Raw genomic sequence first — 16,793 nt, 5'->3', positions numbered from 1 at the left:
ACCCGGGGGTGGGTACCACCACTCGCTCCTGCCGGAAAGACCTGCCGCACCTGAGTATGGCCACCCCCAGCGCTCTCCTGGTTTTTCTCCTCGCCGCTGCACCGCAGGCTCCGTCCGTGTCTGCGCAGGCCCCTTCCGCTCCGGCGCAGCAGCCCACGCCGGAAGCCAGCACCGCCGCGTCGGGCCCCGTCCCCTTCCAGCCGAAGGTGGAGGACCCCATGCTCACGCCCGTTCCGCCCGCGGCGGAACAGGTGAAGACGTGGGATGACGCCCTCACCCGCGTGCGCCAGCGGTCCACGGACCTGCGCAACGCGGAGGCCGGCGTGACGCGGGCCCAGGGCCGGTGGCGCCAGTCGCTGGGCCTGCTGTTGCCCAACGCGCGCGCCACCGCGGGCGTGGGCCTGGACGTGCTCCACCCGGACGTGCCCTCCGCGGCGGGCGGCGGCGTGGTGGGAGGCGCCAGCGCGGATGGCAAGCTCCCCACCGCGCCGCTGGGCACGCTGAGCGCGACCCTCACCCAGTCCATCATCGATGTGAGCGCGTGGCGGGGCCTGTCCTCCGCGAAGTCGTCGGAGGCCTCGGCGGTGGCCAGCCTCCAGGACGTGCAGCGCCGCCTCACCCAGGGGCTGGCGCAGGTGCTGGTGGCCACGGTGGCCGCCGAGCGCGCCGCGGAGATCAACCGCGTGGGCCTGCGCCAGGCGCTGGAGCGCCAGGCCATCACCCAGCGCTCGTTCGAACTGGGCGCCGGCACGCAGCTGGACGTGGTGCGGGTGAGCCAGGACGTGGCGGTGGCCCGGCAGACGCTGGTGGCCGGGGACGAACAGCTGCGCCGCACGCGCGAGTCGCTGGGCCTGTCCCTGGGCGAGGACCACGCCGTGGGCGTCAATCCGGACTTCAACCTGACCGGGCTGGTGGAGCAGACGCGCCAGCAGTGCGCCCCCCTCCAGGACCTGGCCAACCGGCCGGACCTGGTCGCCCAGCGGGCCAACGTGGACGCGGCCCGGGAGAGCCGCCGCCAGGCGTCCGCCGGCTACCTGCCTACCCTGGGACTGAGCAGCACGCTGCTGGGCTTCACCACCAACCCCGGCTTTGGCCGCTTCGCCACCTGGAACGTGTCCGCGGTGCTCTCCGTCCCCCTCTGGGAGGGCGGTCAGCGCGGAGGCCTCGTGCGCGAGCGCGAAGGCATCGAGGAACAGGCCGCCCAGTCATCCGAGGCCACCCGCCGCAATGTGAGTGTGGAGGTCTCCCGCGCGCGGCGTGGAGTGGAAGTGGCCGAAGCTTTGTTGAAGACCGCCGCCGAGTCCCTGGAGCTGGCGGACCGGACGGACCGGCTCTCGCGCCGGGCCTTCGAGGTGGGACGCGGTAGCAGCTTGGAGCTGGTCCAGAGCGGAGCCGCCCTCCGCCAGGCCCAGCTCGCTTTGGTTTTGAGGGAATTCGAGCTCGTCCAGGCCCGCCTGGACGCGTTCCTGACGGAGGCCCGGTGCGACTGGTGACGAGGGTGCGCCCCCTGAAGGCGCTGATGACGAAGACGGTGTTGGGAGCGGCGCTGGTGGCTGGCGCGGCCGGGTGCTCGGGCAAGACGGAGGCGAAGGCCCCTCCCCCGCCGCGCGAGGTCCAGGTCGTGGCCCTGGCGCCGCACGAGGTGCGCGACACCGGGGAGTACCTGGGCTCGCTCCTGTCGCGGCAGAGCGTGTCGGTGCTGCCGCAGGTGAACGGCTACATCCGCAAGATCCTGGTGAAGCCCGGCCAGAAGGTGGAGGCCGGCGCGCCGCTGATCGAGGTGGACGCGCGCCAGGAGACCGCGGCGCTGGACAGCGCGCAGGCCCAGCAGAGCTCCTCCGCGGTGGAGCTGGAGCTGGCGAAGCGCACCCTGGCGCGGACGGAGTCCCTCAACCGCGAGGGCCTCGCCAGCGTGCAGGAGCTGGAGCGCGCCCAGGCGGCGGTGAAGGCCGCGGAGGCGGCGGCGCGCGCGGCGGGCGCGACGGTGGCCCAGCGCCAGGTGCAGCTGCAGTTCCACGTGGTGCGCGCGCCGTTCGCGGGCACCATGGGCGACGTGCTGGTGCGCGTGGGTGACTACGTGAGCGCCACCACGACGCTCACCTCCGTGGCCCAGGCGGACGTGCTGGAGGTCAGCGTGTCCGTGCCGGCGTTCCGCGCCCGGTCGCTCAAGCCGGACACCCAGCTGGAGCTGTTGGATCAGCAGGGCCGGGTCATCCTCACCAGCACGGTGTTCTACGTGGCGCCGCAGACGGATCCGCGCACGCAGCTGGTGGAGGTGAAGGCCGCCTTCCGCAACACGGTGGGCCTGCGCCCCAGTGAGCTCCTGCGGGCGCGGCTGGTGTACTCCACGCGGGACGCGCTGCAGATTCCGGCGCTCGCGGTGGTGCGCCAGAGCGGCCAGCCCTTCGCCATGGTGGTGGAGAAGAAGGATGGCAAGACACTGGTGGAGCGCCGCCCGGTGGCCCTGGGGCAGCTGGGCGACATGAGCTACGTGGTGGAGGGCGGCCTGAAGCAGGGCGACCTCGTCGCGGTGTCGTCGCTGCACATGCTCCGCGACGGCATGCCCGTCATCCCCAAGCAGGTCACGCTCAACACCGAAGAGCCCCCCCGGCAGCAGGGCACCGCGCGGGCCGATGAGGTCCCGACCAATACCCAGCTGCCCCGCACGGCATCCGGCTCCGGCGGCACCACCGGCGGCAGCCGCTAGCAGGCGATTCATCAAGAGAGGCGCCACACCGTGTTCGTCGACTTCTTCATCCGCAGACCTGTCTTCGCCATCGTCTGCTCCATCATCCTGACGCTGGTGGGCGTCATCGCCATCCCGACGCTGCCCATCGCGCAGTATCCGGACCTGGCGCCGCCGCAAGTCACCGTCACCAGCACCTACGTCGGCGCCAGCGCCGAGGTGGTGGAGTCCGCCGTCACCATCCCGTTGGAGCAGGAGCTCAACGGCGTGGAGGACATGCGCTACATCACCTCCACCAGCAGCAACGACGGCACCAGCACCATCACGGTCACCTTCGCCCCCACGCGCAACATCGAGGTGGCGGCGGTGGACGTGCAGAACCGCGTCAGCCGCGCCGCGGCCCGCCTGCCCGCGCAGGTGAACCAGACGGGCATCGTGGTGAACAAGGCCTCCAGCCAGATGCTGCTGACGGTGGGCCTGTCCTCCCCGGACAACCGCTACGACGCCAAGTTCCTCTCCAACTACGCGGACGTGAACCTCAAGGACGCCATCAAGCGCGTCCGGGGCGTGGGCGAGGTGCGCATCTTCGGTGAGCGCAAGTTCTCCATGCGCCTGTGGTTGGACCCCACGGAGCTGGCGCGCCGGAGCATGACGCCGCAGGACGTGGTGCGCGCGCTCCAGGAGCAGAACCTCCAGGTGGCCGCGGGTCAGGTGGGCCAGCCGCCGTCCAGCGACGAGCAGCCGTATCAAATCGCCGTGCGCGCCCGGGGCCGCCTGGTGGAGCCGGAGGAGTTCGGCGACATCGTCCTCATGCGCAACAACGACGGCCGCGCCGTCACGGTGAAGGACGTGGGCCGCGTGGAGCTGGGCGCGGAGAACTACGGCACCCTCTTGCGCTTCAACGGCCGCACCGGCGTGGGTCTGGCCATCTTCCAGCTGCCCACCGCCAACGCGCTGGACGTGCGCGACGGCGTCATCAAGGAACTGGACCGCCTGGCCCTGTCCTTCCCGCCGGGCCTGGAGTACCGCGTGGGCACGGACACCACGCTCGCGGTGCGCGCCTCCGTCAACGAGGTCATCCACACGCTGGTGGAAGCCATCGCGCTCGTCATCCTGGTCATCTTCCTGTTCCTGCACGGGTGGCGCAGCGTGCTGATTACAGCGCTCACCCTGCCGGTGTCGCTCGTGGGCACGTTCGCGTTCGTCTACCTGATGGGCTTCTCCATCAACACGCTGACGCTCTTCGGCCTCACCCTGGCCACGGGCCTCGTGGTGGACGACGCCATCGTGGTCATCGAGAACATCGAGCGCCTGATGGCGGAGCGCGGGCTCACCCCGCTCCAGGCGGCGCGCGAAGGCATGAAGGAGGTGGCCGGCGCGGTGGTGGCCATCTCCGTGGTGCTGGTGGCGGTGTTCATCCCGGTGGCCCTCTTCCCGGGCACCACGGGCTCCATCTACCGGCAGTTCGCGCTCACCATCGCCGCGTCGGTGGCCCTGTCCACCTTCTGCGCGCTGACGCTCACGCCCGCCCTGTCCGCGCGGCTGCTCAAGCACCACCACGGCCCCAAGTGGGTGTTCTTCCGCAAGGTGGACCAGGTGCTGGACTGGACGCGCGACCTCTATGGCAAGGGCCTGCGCAAGCTGCTCGCGCACCCGGTCATCGTGCTGGTGGCGTTCCTCGCCTGCATCGGCATCACCGTGATGCTCTTCCGCACGGCGCCCACGGGCTTCATCCCGGATGAGGACCAGGGCTACGTCATCGTCTCCGTGCAGGGGCCGGAGGGCATGTCCCTCAGCCAGACGGAGAAGGTGCTCCAGGAGGTGGAGGCGGTGCTCAAGGCCCAGCCGGAGGTGAGCGTGATGTTCGCCATCGGCGGCTTCTCCCCCAACGGCAACGGCTCCAACTACGCCACCGTCTTCACGGCCCTGAAGCCGTGGGAGGAGCGCAAGGGCAAGGAGCAGTCCGTGGCCGCGCTGGTGGAGCGGCTTCGCGGGCCCCTGGGCAAGATTGGCAGCGCGCGCGTCATCCCCTTCCAGCCCCCGGCCATCCGCGGCGTGGGCAGCGTGGGCGGCTTCCAGTTCATCGTGGAGGACGTCGCCGGCAGCCACACGCTGGAAGACCTGGCCAACGCCACGCAGGAGATGGTCCAGAAGGGCAACGAGGAGGGCCGCCTGCGCGGCGTCTTCACCCCGTTCAACGCCAACACGCCCATCCTGGACGTGGAGGTGGACCGCCAGAAGGCCAAGGCCCTGGGCGTGCCCATCGAGCAGATCTTCGGCGTGATGCAGCTCTACATGGGCAGCCAGTACGTCAACGACTTCAACTACGCCAGCCGCACCTACCGCGTGTACGTCCAGGCCGAGCAGCAGTTCCGCGACAGCCCCCAGGACATCGGCTCGTTCTACGCGCGCACGGACGCAGGGGACATGATCCCGCTGGAGTCGCTGGTGAAGGTGACGCCCATCGTCTCCGCGCAGGTCATCAAGCACTACAACCTGTTCCGCTCCGTGGAGATCAACGGCCAGGGAGCGCCCGGCGTGTCGTCGGGCCAGGCGCTGGACGCCATGGAGAGCGTGGCCAACCAGGTGCTGCCGCAGGGCATGGCGTCGGAGTGGACGGGCATCAGCCTGGAGCAGAAGGAGTCCGGCGGGCAGACGATGATCATCTTCGCGCTCGGCATCCTCTTCGTGTTCCTGGTGCTGGCGGCGCAGTACGAGTCCTTCAGCCTCCCGTTCGTCATCATCCTGTCCGTGCCGCTGGCCATCATGGGCGCGCTGGGCTTGCAGGTGGCGCGCGGCTACGCGAACGACGTGTTCTGCCAGGTGGGCCTGGTGATGCTCGTGGGCCTCGCGTCCAAGAACGCCATCCTCATCGTGGAGTTCGCGGAGCAGCTGCGCGAGCAGGGCAAGGGCGCGCTGGACGCGGTGGTGACAGCGGCGGAAGTGCGCCTCCGCCCCATCCTCATGACGTCCATCGCGTTCCTCCTGGGCGTGGTGCCGCTGATGACGGCGTCCGGCGCGGGCGCGGCGGCGCGCAACTCGCTGGGCACCGCGGTGTTCGGCGGCATGCTGGTGTCCACCATCGTCAACCTCATCTTCATCCCGGGCCTCTACATCCTCATGCAGAAGGTGCGTGGGGACGCGAAGCGCTCCAGCGGTGAGGAGGAGACGCCCCCGTCGCACGAGCCAGCCCCGGCCCACGCGCCGTGAGCTGATTCGCCAGCGCTTCGAAAACAGACCGCCCTCCCCTTCCGGTTCGCGAAGAGGAGGGCGGTGGTGTTTTCAGGGGACTGCCGCGTGCGTCAGATTTCGTGGGCGGTCTGCTCGTACACGATGACGTGGCGGGAGACGGGGAAGAGGATGACGTTGAGCCAGCGCCAGTTGTCGCCGTTGGGGCCGGTGCTGAACGTGCGGAAGTAGCTCTTCACCTGCACGTTCTCGCCCGGCTCGCCGTAGGCGGCGAGGAGGGCCGGGTGCAGCGGCCGGTACTGCCAGTACATCTGCGGCTCGAACGCGGCATAGGTGTACGTGGCCGGGGTCGGGTACGTGCGGTAGCCCTTGTACTCACTCTTCGCGAGCACCGCCGCGGCTGCCGCGTCCAGCGTCGCGGGCGTCGAGTACGGCCACGCGAAGTCATACCGGTCCAGGAAGGAGAACATGTCCTCGCGGTACGCGTTGCCCGTATCGAGCAGCGCCTGGAGGCTCGGCTCGAGGGGGAACTGCGCCAGCGTCACCGGGGCGCTGGCCGGCGCCGGCGTGGGGTTCGTCACGCACGCGCCGCCCACGCAGGAGGCCTGGAGGCGGTACTGCTTGCCCAGGCCGTTGCTCCAGCCCACCACCACCAGGTACTCGCCCGCCTTGTCGAAGGTCGCGAGCGGAATCTTGCTCAGCTCGCCATAGCCGGAGTCGTCGTCCTGGAAGAGGATGCGCGCGCCGTAGCTGCCGCTCGCGTCCTTGGGGCCGTACACGAACAGGCCGGTATCCACGCCCACGCCCGTGCCCAGGTGCGTCACCTCCAGCGCCACCTGCGCGTGCGCCGCGACGGTGAGCTTGAAGCCCTCGTAGGCCGCCGTCGTGCCCGTGTTCGACGCCACCGCGCCCCCCACGGGGAGCGTGCCCAGGTAGTTCATGAAGCCGCCAGACAGCGTGGGCGGAGGCGACACCAGCCGCTGCGCCGTCGTCGTCACCGCGTCGCCGTTCGCCGGGGTCTGCTCCGGCTGCCCTCCACAGGCGCCCAGGAGGCCCACCGCGGACAGCCCCAGCACCGCGCTTCGCACTGCCGTTCCACGCTTCATCGCGTCCACCTTCTCGAGGAGGGCGGGAGGACCCGCCCTGGGAGTGAAACGCCCCCTGTGACAGCTTGAAGACTGGAACTCAAGCAACAGGTGAAACACAGGCACCCCTCGGGAAACGTGCGACAGGGGCGCCTGTCTCGGCGTCTCAGAAGCTGGCGGTGGCGGTGGTGCTCCCGCCGGCGGCCGGGGTGGTGAGGGTGTTGTTGCTCCCGCCCTGCCAGACGACGTTGCCGCTGCCGTCGCGCTTGAGGCACTTCCACTGCACGGTCGTGTTCGCGGGCAGCGCGTAGGTGCCGCGCCAGGTGGGGTACGCGGTGGGGCTCAGAATCTTCGTGGTGGTGGGGCTCCAGGTGTCGAGCTCCGCGACGCTGCCGGTGACGTAGACGTTCTGGCCCATCACGGTCGTGCCGTTGTTGCACACGAACTCCACGTTGGCGGTGGTGCCGGTGGGGGGCGGCGTGTTGGTGGTCCACACGGTGTAGTCGGTGCCGGAGGCGGCCTGCGTCCAGCCGGTGCCGGGGCTCCAGGAGCCGCTGCCCAGCTTCACCGCCACCTTGCCGCCGATGATGGCCGCGTACAGGCCGCTCTCCGCGCGCTGGATGCTGACGGTGGATTCAGACGTGAGGCCCGCGCTCTTGCGGATGTCCATCAGCGCCTTGATGGAGCTGCCCAGGCCCCAGTTGAAGTAGTGCGCCCAGTAGACGGTGGGGATGCCCGGATGGGTGAGCACGTAGGCGTAGCCCTGCATCACCTTGGCGCACGGCACCGGCCAGTGGTTCTGCCCGTTGCCGCACGACTCGCTGGGGCCGGTGTCGTGGTTGTCCACGAAGGTGACGTGGCGGCTGGCCCACCAGCCGATGCCGCCCGCGGGCTTGCCGTCGGACGCCTTCAGGCGCGTGTAGTTGTTGTTGGTGAGCGCGTCGTTGAGCAGGCCCTTGGTGGCGAAGTCGAACGCGGCGCAGGTGCCCGTCGTGGCATCCACCCAGTTGACGATCTGCTGCTTCCAGTCGTTGGGGTTGTTCGCGTCGAAGTAGTTGGTGGGCCAGAACTCGCCCACGCAGAACCAGGGGTCCGTGGCGGCGACGTACTCCTTCACGTAGCTGCCCGCGAAGCCCTTCACGAAGTCGAAGCGCCAGCCCGCGAAGCCCACGCCCTTCAGGCGGCTGTTCATCCACGTCTTCAGGTCCGCGCGCACGTTCGCCTGCGAGTGGTCCAGGTCGCGCGCCGCGGCGTAGCCCTCGCCGCTGTCGGCGTTGCCGCATGCGCCCGTCCACTCGTCACCCGCGACCACCGCGCTGCAGCCGGGCCAGGTGGGGTTGGTGAAGTCCGCCCAGTTGGTGGTGCCCACGCGGTGGTTCACCACGATGTCCGCGATGGGCTTGATGCCCTGCGCGTTGAGCGCGGCCAGCGCGGCGGTGAGCTCCGCCTCCGTGCCGTAGCTGGAGTTGAGCACGTTGAGCTGCCGGGGCAGGTAGCCCTGCGTGGACGCCGCGTCCGAGGGCGGCGGCAGCCAGATCATCGTGAAGCCCGCGGCCTTCAGCGTGGCCGCGTTGTTCTTCACCGTGTTCCACCACCCGCCCGCGCTGGCGGAGTTCCAGTGGAAGCCCTGGATCATCACGTCGGTGCTCGCTCCATCGAGCGGCTTGGCCACGGCGGACGTGGCGGCGAACAGGCCGGCCGTGGAGACGGCCAGCAGGCGGGTCTTCAACGTCATCGGGGGACCTCGGGGTTGTGGGGGAAGGCGCGGGCAAGCTAGTCCTGCTTTCCGCCATGAACCAGGACTCCCCGTTGAAGGGGCTCCTCCCACCCCGTGCTTCCGAGGAGACAGCGCAGCGCGTTGCGCTGTGCAGGACGCCAGAGGTGTCTAGAATCCCACCCTCCCCTGTCCGCCCCTGTAGGTGTCGCCCTTGATTGAACAAGAAACTGCCCTTCCGGCCACCGCCGCCGGCGAGGAACCGCGCTGGTCCTGGCCCCCGCTGTTCGGCCTGTTGGAGGTGCAGTTCGGCGCCGCCGTGGGCTACCTGCAGACGGCGGTGCCGTACTGGCTGGCGAAGGACGGGATGCCGCTGGCGGAGATTGGCGTGCTGTCCGGCACGGCGTTCTCACCGCACGCGTGGAAGCTGTTGTGGGTGCCGCTCATCGACCTGGGGCCGTGGCGCCGCGTCTGGTACGGCGTGAGCACGCTGCTCACCGCGCTGCTCATCCTGGCGTGCGCGGTGTTCCCGGAGCCCGCGCAGCACCTGGGGCTCTTCACGCTGCTGCTCACCGCGCTGCAGGCCGCGGCCACGACGGCGCACGCGGCGCTCAACGGGCTGATGGCCACGACGTCCAGGCCGTCGGACAAGGGGCGCACGGGCGGCTGGCAGATGGCGGGCAACGTGGGCTCCACCGCGATGATGGGCGCGCTGGCCATCTTCCTGGCGACGCAGTTCTCGCGGCAGGTGGCGGGCATCGTGCTGGCCACGATGGTGCTGGCGAGCGGCGCGGGCATCTTCTGGATCACCGAGCGGAATGATGCCTCCACCGCGCCCACCGGGCCGCTCTTCAAGGCGGCGGTGGACCGGGTGAAGAGCATCGTGATGGACCTGGTGAAGACGGCGTTCAGCCGGGACGGGCTCATCATGCTGGTGCTCTGCCTGGCGCCGGTGAGCTGCGGCGCGCTCACCAACCTCTTCAGCGCGATGGCGGGCGCGTATCAGGTGCCGGAGCACACCGTGGAGATGGTGAACGGCCCGGGCATGGGCGTTACCGGCGCGGTGGGCTCGCTGATGGGCGGCTGGCTGTCGGACCGGATGAACCGCAAGCTCGCCTACGCGCTGATGGGCGGCGCCACGGCGCTGTGCGCGTTCGCCATGGCTGCGGGCCCCCTGACGACGGACACGTACATCTGGGGTTCGCTCGCGTACAGCCTGGCCAACGGCGCGGGCTTCGCGGCCTTCGCCGGCATGGTGCTGGAGATGGTGAGCGAGGGCGCGGCGGTGACGACGAAGTATTCGCTCTTCGTCGCGGCCTCCAACTTCGCCATCAGCTACACGACGGCGCTGGACGGGCACGCGTCGGAGTTCCGGGGCATCGGCACGCGCGCCACCATCGCGGCGGACGGGCTCATCACGCTGGTGGGCATCAGCATCGTGGCGCTCATCTTCGTGCTCTTCCTGCGCAAGAAGCCCGCCGCGGCGGCCGCCACGGTGTGAGCGCCAGGGTCTCCTCGTCCGTCGAGGTCGTCCCCTATCGGCCGGAGTTGCGCGAGCACTTCGAGCGGCTCAACCGGCAGTGGATTGAGAAGGACTTCCGCATCGAAGGCTCGGACGAGGCCTCGTTCGCGGACCCGCACGGGATGTTCGTGGCGCCGGGGGGCGAGGTGTTCTTCGCGCTCGTGGACGGGCAGGTGCTGGGCACGTGCGCGCTCGGACGCGAGGACGCGGAGACGTTCGAGCTGTGCAAGATGGCGGTGGCCCCGGAGGCGCGGGGCCGCGACCTGGGCGACGCGCTGATGCGGGCCGCGCTGGCCACGGCCCGGCAGCGAGGCGCGAAGCGGATGGTCCTGGTGACGAACAGCGCGCTCGGGCCAGCGCTGGGCCTCTACCGCAAGCACGGCTTCGTCACGACGCGGACGGGCCCGGAGATAGCGCGGGAGACGGGCTATTCGCGCGCGGACGTGGAGATGGCCGTCGAACTCTGAAGGCGGTCAGCCGCCCCGTGACCGCCGCCTGGCTGGAGCAGCCCTCGTCGGCCACAGTCTTCCAAACCGGTCCGACAGTCGGACAAACATCCCGCAGCCAGGGTGGTTCGGCGGCCCAGGAATGGCGTTCCAAACCGGTCCGACTGTCGGACCGGTTCCCGCCTCACCCAGGGAGCAGATGCCCTCCCGGCCACGATCCTTCAAACCTGTCCGACTGTCGGACAGCCTCCGCGGCCCAGAAGAATCGGAGGGCCCAGGCACGGCGTGCAAAACCTGTCCGACGGTCGGACAGGTTTCGGCGATCCGGCTGGCGTGGACGCTCCCAGCTGCGGCCCTCCAAGCCTGTCCGACTGTCGGACCGGTCTTGTCGCCCCGAGGAAGCACAGGTCCCTGGCGGCGGGCGCTCCAACCTGTCCGACTTGCGGACAGGCTCTGCGGCTCCGGGTGCGAAAGTGCTCCCTGCGACGGTCACCCCAACATGTCCGACCGTCGGACCGGATGCGCTGCATCGTGTATGCGGAGCCCCTGGCCGAGGTTGCCCAACCTGTCCGACTGTCGGACCGGAGATGCGCTGCACCGTGTATGCGGAGCCCCCACGGCTGCGGTTGCCCAACCTGTCCAACCGTCGGACCGGAGCCGCGGCACCGTGTACGCGGAGCCCCCACGGCTGCGGTTGCCCAACCTGTCCGACTGCCGGACCGGATGCGCGGCACCGTGTATGCGGAGCCCCCACGGCTGCGGTTGCCCAACCTGTCCGACTGCCGGACCGGATCCGCGGCACCGTGTACGCGGAGCCCACCTGGCCGCGGTTGCCCAACCTGTCCGAATTGCGGACCGGTCTCGCAGCACCGTGTGCGCGGAGCCCACCCGGCCGCGGCTGCCAGAACCTGTCCGACTGTCGGACCGACTCTCCTGCGCCGGGTGCGCGGAGGCCCATGCGCCAATTGCCACAACCTGTCCGACTGTCGGACCGACTCTCCTGCGCCGGGTGCGCGGAGGCCTATGCGCCAATTGCCACAACCTGTCCGACTGTCGGACCGACTCTGCTGCGCCGGGTGCGCGGAGGAACCTGCCGGTTGCCGCAACCTGTCCGACTGTCGGACCGACTCTGCTGCGCCGGGTGCGCGGCCCCCCCGACCGCGGTTGCCGGAACCTGTCTGGCTGTCGGACAGGTTCTGCGGCTCCGGGGGCGACGGGGCGCCCTGCTGCGGTTGCCCAACCTGTCCGACGACCGGACCGGCTCCGCGGCTCGGTGTGCGCGAAGCCCCCTGGGTGGCAGTTGCCCCAAACGGTCCGACTGTCGGACCGTTCTCGCTTCTCCTGGTGCGTGGAGGCTCCCTACGGCCGTTGCCCGAGCCGGCCCGACTGTCCGACAGGTTCGGACGATGCGCGGCCAGCAGGAGGTCCCGGCAGGGCTTCGTACCTTCTCAGCCGTGGAACCAGCGCGCACGTCCGAGGGCGTAGCCCTCCATTGGGGGACGGGCGCGCTCTGCCTGATACCTGACGGCATGAAAAAGCGCCGCGTCCCTGTTGGGGCGCGGCGCCGGGGTGTGGGACTTCGGGCTTGTGACTACTTCGTGTGCACCGTCACGTCGGCGGAGAGGCCGGCGCGCAGGGCCAGGCCCTCCGGCGGGTGCACCCAGCTGATGCGCACGGGCACGCGCTGCACCACCTTCACGAAGTTGCCGGACGCGTTGTCGGGCGGCAGCAGGGAGAAGCGGGCGCCGGTACCGCCGGACAGGCTCTCCACCCGGCCCTCCAGCTTCTCACCGGAGAAGGCATCCAGCTCCACCTCCACGCGCTGGCCGGGCTTCATGTGGCCCACCTGCGTCTCCTTGAAGTTCGCCACCACGTAGGTCGTCGTGGGTACCAGCTCCGCCACGGACTGGCCGGGGGAGAGCAGCTGGCCCACGTGCACGGACAGCTTGGACACCTGGCCATCCGCCGGAGCGACGATGCGCGTGTCCTCCAGTTGCAGCTTCGCCTGGTCGAGCGCGGCCTCCGCGCCCTTCACCCGAGCGTGCGCCAGTGACGCACTGGCCTGGGCAGCGGCGATCTTCTCGTCGATGGGCGCGCTCACGTCGAGCTGCCCCTTCGCCTCCGCCACCTTGCTCTCCGCCGTGCGCCGGCCTTCCTCCGCCACGGCGAGCTGCGCACGAGCACCCGCGAGCGCGGCCTGCGCCGTGTCATTGGCCGTCTGTGCGTCATCCAGCGCGCTCTGCGCCACCACGTTCTGCTGACGCAGGCTCTGGGCGCGCTCCAGGTCCAGCGTCGCCTTGCGCGCCTGGGCCTCGGCGCGCGTCAGGGCCGCACGGGCCGCCGCCACCTGTGCTTCGGCGCTGCTCACCGCGGACGTGCTCGTGGACACGAGCGCCTTCGCGCTGGACAAGCCACCCTTCGCGCCGGCCGCCGCCACCGTGGCCTGTGCGTCCGCAGCGACCGCCTGGGCGCGCGCGGACTCAAGCTCCGCTTCCGCCTGCTTCACGCGCGCCTCGTATGGACGCGGGTCGATCTGGAGGAGCACGTCGCCCTGGTGCACGGTGGCGTTGTCCACCACCGCCACCTTCACCACCGGGCCGGACACGCGCGCGGCCAGGGGCACCACGTCCGCCTCCACCTGCGCGTCGTCGGTGGACTCCTGACCAGCCGTGAGGACCTTGAAGCCGCCTATGCCCAGCACGAGGGCGGCCACGATGACGCCGAGGATGAGGAAGCCCCGCTTGCCGCGCTTCGCCTGCGCCGCGGCGGCGGGCGCGGGCGCCGCTTCGGGGACCAATTGGGGAGCAGTCGTTGTCGTTGCCATGCCTTAAATCTCCACGTCGATGTGCGGTTTCTCGTGGGAGCCCCCGACGCTCGGGGGGTCCTTGAGGAAGTAGATGAGCGGCAGCACCACCACGAACATCAGCGCCGCCAATACGAAGAGCTTGTCGAACGCGAGCACCATGGCCTGCCGCGACACGGTGCCCACCATCATCTGGAGGCTGGCCATGCTGGCGCTCGCGGCGTCCAGGCCATGCTGCATGAGCCCCTTCTGGGTCGCGGCCATGCGGCTGGCCACCTCCCACCGCTCCGGGTTCAGGTGCGCCGCGATGGAGGCCTTGGACAGCACGGTGTAGCGCGACAGGAGCGTGGTGAAGATGGCCAGGCCCACGGACCCGCCAATCTGACGCAAGAGGGAGTTGAGGCCCGTCGCGTCCGCCATGCGCTCGCGCGGGATGCTGCCGAGCGCCGTGGCGCTGAGCGGCACGAACATCAGGCTGAACCCCACGCCCTGCAGCGCGATGGCCGCGATGATGTTGCTGGAGCCCGTCGCGAGCGAGAAGTGGCTCATCTCGAACGCGCCGAAGCCCGCGAACACGATGCCCGCGCCCACCAGGATGCGCGCCGGCACCTTGCCGTACAGCCGCCCGACGATGGGCATCATCAACATCATCACCAGCGTGCGCGGCATCAGCGAGAAGCCGGACTGTGTCGCGGTGAAGCCGAGCAACTCCTGCATGAACACCGGCAGCAGGAACATGCTGGCCATGAGCACCGCGAACACCAGCGCGCCCAACAGCGTGCCGGACGCGAACACCGGATCCTTGAACAGCCGCAGGTTCACCGCGGGAGCCTCCGCGGTCAGCTCGCGGATGACGAAGGCGATGAGGCACGTGGCGGAGATGAGCGCGCAGATGACGATGACGGGGGACTCGAACCAGTCATCCGCCTGCCCCTCCTCCAGGAAGTACTGGAGCGTGGCCAGGCCCATGCAGAGCAGCGTGATTCCGGCCCAGTCCATGTGCTTGCGCTGCTTCTCAGCCTCCAGGCGCGCGGTGGCCCGCAGCTGTTCGTCCTCCTGGACGAAGCGGGCCACCATGAAGAAGCCCAGGATGCCCACCGGCACGTTGATGAAGAAGATCCAGGACCAGTGCCAGTTGTCCACGATGTAGCCGCCCAGCGTGGGGCCAATGGCCGGGCCCACCATCACGGCCATGCCGAAGATGGCCATCGCGGTGCCCTGCTCCTTGGGCGGAAACGTCTGCCGGAGGATGGCCTGCTCGGTGGGTTGGAGCGCGCCCGCGCCCAGTCCCTGCAGGAAGCGGAAGAGCACCAGCGTGGGCAGGTTCCACGCGAGGCCGCACAGGAACGAGCCCGCGACGAACAGCACCAGACACGCCAGGTACACGCGCTTCTGGCCGAACATGCGGCCCAGGAAGCCGGTGAGCGGCATCACCATCACCGTGGCGATGACGAAGCCGGTGGTGGCCCAGGTGATCTCCTGCACCGTGGCGCCGACAGCGCCGCGGATCTGCGGCAGCGCGACGTTCACGATGGACGAGTCGATGGCGCCCATCAGCGTGCCGAACGTCACGGAGAGCGTGACGAGCCATTTGTTGACGGGGACCTTGGGCGCCGCTGGCGCCAGGACCTCCGGTGTTGCGACAGCTGTCGCCATGTCAGTCGACCTCGATGCCCTTCAAGAAGACGCGGAGGATCTCCTCCGCCCAGGCGGCCGCCGGAGGGTTCGCGGCGTCGTCCTCGCGCAGGCGGTCCAGGGCGCCGCGCACCATCCCCATCAAGAGAGCCGGATAGAGCGAGCGCCCTTCCGCGCGGACCTCCCCGGCCTGGATGCCCCGGTCGAGGATGACCATCACGCGCCGGTTGAGCTCCGCCAGCATCCGGCTCTTGCGCGCAGGGTCCTCCGGCAACTGCATCAACACCCGCACGAACGCGTCGCGTTCCGCCACGTGGGCGAACACCGCCATCACGAAGGCGCGCAGCTGTTCGCGCGCGGGCCGCTCGGCCACGGGGGCCAGGGCCGCGTCCAGCCGGTCCAGCATCACCTGGCGGCGCTTGGCGCGCAGCGCGTCCAGCAGGGCCGCGCGGTCGGTGAAGTGGTTGTAGAGCGTCCCCACCGACACGCCCGCCTGCTCGGCAATGGACTCCATCTTCGCCGCGTGCAGGCCGTCGCGAGCGAACACCTCCGCGGCCGCCGACAGGATGGCGTCGGCGGTGGCTTCCTTCAGACGTGAGCGCAGCCGTTTGACGGGCGCCTCAGATTTTGAATCCCGATTCATTTCCTGAAGGATGATTTAACCCGCCCCGCGGCGGAGTCAAATCGGCCAGGGGGTTCATGAGGGCAGGCAGGCGAGCGGACGGTGGGTGGTAGGCCCTGGCCCCACATGGAGCTTCCCACGCGCGCGCTTCCGGCGGACGTCCAGAAGAATGCAAGCCCTTGCAAGTCCGGACGGCGCGCGAGGAGCACGGCGTCTAGGATTGCGGCGTTCAATTCCTCTCAGGAGCTGCCCCCATGCCCCGCGGCGTTTCCCGTAACCCCGGTCCGAGTGTTGGTCCCATCCGGACCGAGTCCACGTCCTCCACCCAGCGCCACAATCCATTCGGCACGCGGCCCAGCCGGCGGACGGCCCTCCCGGACCCGATGCCGCAGGGCTTCAAGAGCACGGAGAGCGGCAAGTACAAGCTCAGCGATGACGCCCCCATGAAGGTCCTTGTTCGCGAGGGCAATGGGGTCCAGCGCCCCTCGACGCCGCCGCCCGCGGCCTTCGCGGAGAGGACGGGCAAGCGCTACCAGGACGGCGCAGACACCTTCGAGGAGTACCGCGCGAAGCCCGGGAGCACCACGCGCGACTGCCTGAACACCGCCGAGGAGGTCATGCACCAGAAGCAGCTCAAGCCCTTCGCGGAAGACTACAGCCGGGAGAAGGTCACGCAGGATGCGTTTGGTGGCTCGGCCCAGGCCAACATCAGCACCGCGCAGCAGGCCCGCCAGAAGGCACCGGGGTCCGTCAATGACAACGCCGCGCCGGGCAAGGGCGAGGGCTTCGTCAGCGTGCGGGAGAGGGAGGTGGACGACGGGGCCCGGCACCACGCCGAAGGCGTCTGGGGCACGGACGGCAGGGACCGCCTCACCATGCACGTGTGGTCCGACGGCAGTGCCAAGTCGGAGAAGCGTCAGCACACGCCCGACTTCAAGAAGTACAGCACCGATCCGAACGCCCCCGACACCTTCCACAAGACGTGGAAGGACGCTTTCGGCGGGGACCCGGTCACCACCACCGTCCTCGAGAAGAAGGACTAGGCGCTCCGGCGGCGCCCAGTGCTTGCTGGGAGCCGCCGCTTCCGTCCA

The 16,793-nt window shown here is 69.9% G+C and carries 11 protein-coding genes; 6 read left to right on the top strand and 5 right to left on the bottom strand.

The genetic code is table 11. The features are described 5' to 3' along the window. Nucleotides 1-56: 56 nt before the first annotated feature. From KYK13_RS14670 to KYK13_RS14660, 3 genes are read left to right on the top strand one after another with little or no spacing between them, the layout of a single operon-like run. Nucleotides 57-1,493: a TolC family protein gene (locus tag KYK13_RS14670; protein WP_370645358.1), complete on the top strand. Its 1,437-nt coding sequence runs from the start codon at nt 57-59 to the stop codon at nt 1,491-1,493. A 26-nt stretch (nt 1,494-1,519) separates the two neighbouring features. Beyond that, the gene (locus tag KYK13_RS14665; RefSeq protein WP_223646623.1) at nt 1,520-2,707 is read left to right on the top strand and encodes an efflux RND transporter periplasmic adaptor subunit; all 1,188 of its coding nucleotides are present in this window, start codon (nt 1,520-1,522) and stop codon (nt 2,705-2,707) included. A 30-nt stretch (nt 2,708-2,737) separates the two neighbouring features. Beyond that, nucleotides 2,738-5,896, top strand: coding sequence for an efflux RND transporter permease subunit (locus tag KYK13_RS14660; protein WP_223645058.1), 3,159 nt, complete (start codon nt 2,738-2,740; stop codon nt 5,894-5,896). A gap of 92 nt (nt 5,897-5,988) precedes the next feature. Here the strand turns inward: KYK13_RS14660 and KYK13_RS14655 are convergent, their stop codons facing one another. Then, a complete protein-coding gene (locus KYK13_RS14655) occupies nt 5,989-6,981 on the bottom strand; it encodes a hypothetical protein (RefSeq protein ID WP_223645057.1) in 993 nt (330 codons plus the stop codon). A gap of 145 nt (nt 6,982-7,126) precedes the next feature. Then, a complete protein-coding gene (locus KYK13_RS14645) occupies nt 7,127-8,695 on the bottom strand; it encodes a glucan 1,4-alpha-maltotetraohydrolase domain-containing protein (protein ID WP_304504110.1) in 1,569 nt (522 codons plus the stop codon). Between the two features lie 193 nt (nt 8,696-8,888). Here KYK13_RS14645 and KYK13_RS14640 point away from each other — a divergent pair, with 193 nt between their 5' ends. Beyond that, on the top strand, nt 8,889-10,175 hold the full coding sequence (locus KYK13_RS14640) for an MFS transporter (protein WP_223645056.1): 1,287 nt from the start codon (nt 8,889-8,891) through the stop codon (nt 10,173-10,175). Beyond that, complete coding sequence (locus tag KYK13_RS14635) at nt 10,172-10,663, top strand: GNAT family N-acetyltransferase (RefSeq protein ID WP_223645055.1); 492 nt, start codon at nt 10,172-10,174, stop codon at nt 10,661-10,663. The genes KYK13_RS14640 and KYK13_RS14635 overlap by 4 nt, the downstream gene beginning before the upstream one ends. A gap of 1,570 nt (nt 10,664-12,233) precedes the next feature. Here KYK13_RS14635 and KYK13_RS14630 read toward each other — a convergent pair. Genes KYK13_RS14630 through KYK13_RS14620 form a run of 3 tightly spaced genes read right to left on the bottom strand, consistent with a single transcriptional unit; the run spans nt 12,234 to nt 15,723 of the window. Continuing rightward, nucleotides 12,234-13,466 (bottom strand): HlyD family secretion protein, encoded by a 1,233-nt coding sequence (locus KYK13_RS14630; RefSeq protein WP_223645054.1) that lies wholly within the window; start codon nt 13,464-13,466, stop codon nt 12,234-12,236. Nucleotides 13,467-13,469: 3 nt separating this feature from the next. Beyond that, nucleotides 13,470-15,101: a DHA2 family efflux MFS transporter permease subunit gene (locus tag KYK13_RS14625; RefSeq protein ID WP_223645053.1), complete on the bottom strand. Its 1,632-nt coding sequence runs from the start codon at nt 15,099-15,101 to the stop codon at nt 13,470-13,472. 1 nt (nt 15,102) lies between these two features. Then, complete coding sequence (locus tag KYK13_RS14620; RefSeq protein ID WP_223645052.1) at nt 15,103-15,723, bottom strand: TetR/AcrR family transcriptional regulator; 621 nt, start codon at nt 15,721-15,723, stop codon at nt 15,103-15,105. Nucleotides 15,724-16,085: 362 nt separating this feature from the next. Between KYK13_RS14620 and KYK13_RS14615 the strand changes: the two genes are divergently transcribed. After that, nucleotides 16,086-16,745: a hypothetical protein gene (locus KYK13_RS14615; RefSeq protein ID WP_223645051.1), complete on the top strand. Its 660-nt coding sequence runs from the start codon at nt 16,086-16,088 to the stop codon at nt 16,743-16,745. Nucleotides 16,746-16,793 lie beyond the last annotated feature (48 nt).

This window comes from Corallococcus sp. EGB (genome assembly GCF_019968905.1).
Taxonomy (GTDB): Bacteria; Myxococcota; Myxococcia; order Myxococcales; family Myxococcaceae; genus Corallococcus.
This window is presented reverse-complemented; position numbering and strand designations above follow the sequence as displayed.

Coding starts and splice junctions, on each gene's coding strand:
- KYK13_RS14625 (WP_223645053.1), bottom strand. CDS start 15,101: ATGGCGACAGCTGTCGCAACACCGGAGGTCCTGGCGCCAGCGGCGCCC.
- KYK13_RS14620 (WP_223645052.1), bottom strand. CDS start 15,723: ATGAATCGGGATTCAAAATCTGAGGCGCCCGTCAAACGGCTGCGCTCA.
- KYK13_RS14670 (WP_370645358.1), top strand. CDS start 57: ATGGCCACCCCCAGCGCTCTCCTGGTTTTTCTCCTCGCCGCTGCACCG.
- KYK13_RS14665 (WP_223646623.1), top strand. CDS start 1,520: ATGACGAAGACGGTGTTGGGAGCGGCGCTGGTGGCTGGCGCGGCCGGG.
- KYK13_RS14630 (WP_223645054.1), bottom strand. CDS start 13,466: ATGGCAACGACAACGACTGCTCCCCAATTGGTCCCCGAAGCGGCGCCC.
- KYK13_RS14615 (WP_223645051.1), top strand. CDS start 16,086: ATGCCGCAGGGCTTCAAGAGCACGGAGAGCGGCAAGTACAAGCTCAGC.
- KYK13_RS14645 (WP_304504110.1), bottom strand. CDS start 8,695: ATGACGTTGAAGACCCGCCTGCTGGCCGTCTCCACGGCCGGCCTGTTC.
- KYK13_RS14655 (WP_223645057.1), bottom strand. CDS start 6,981: ATGAAGCGTGGAACGGCAGTGCGAAGCGCGGTGCTGGGGCTGTCCGCG.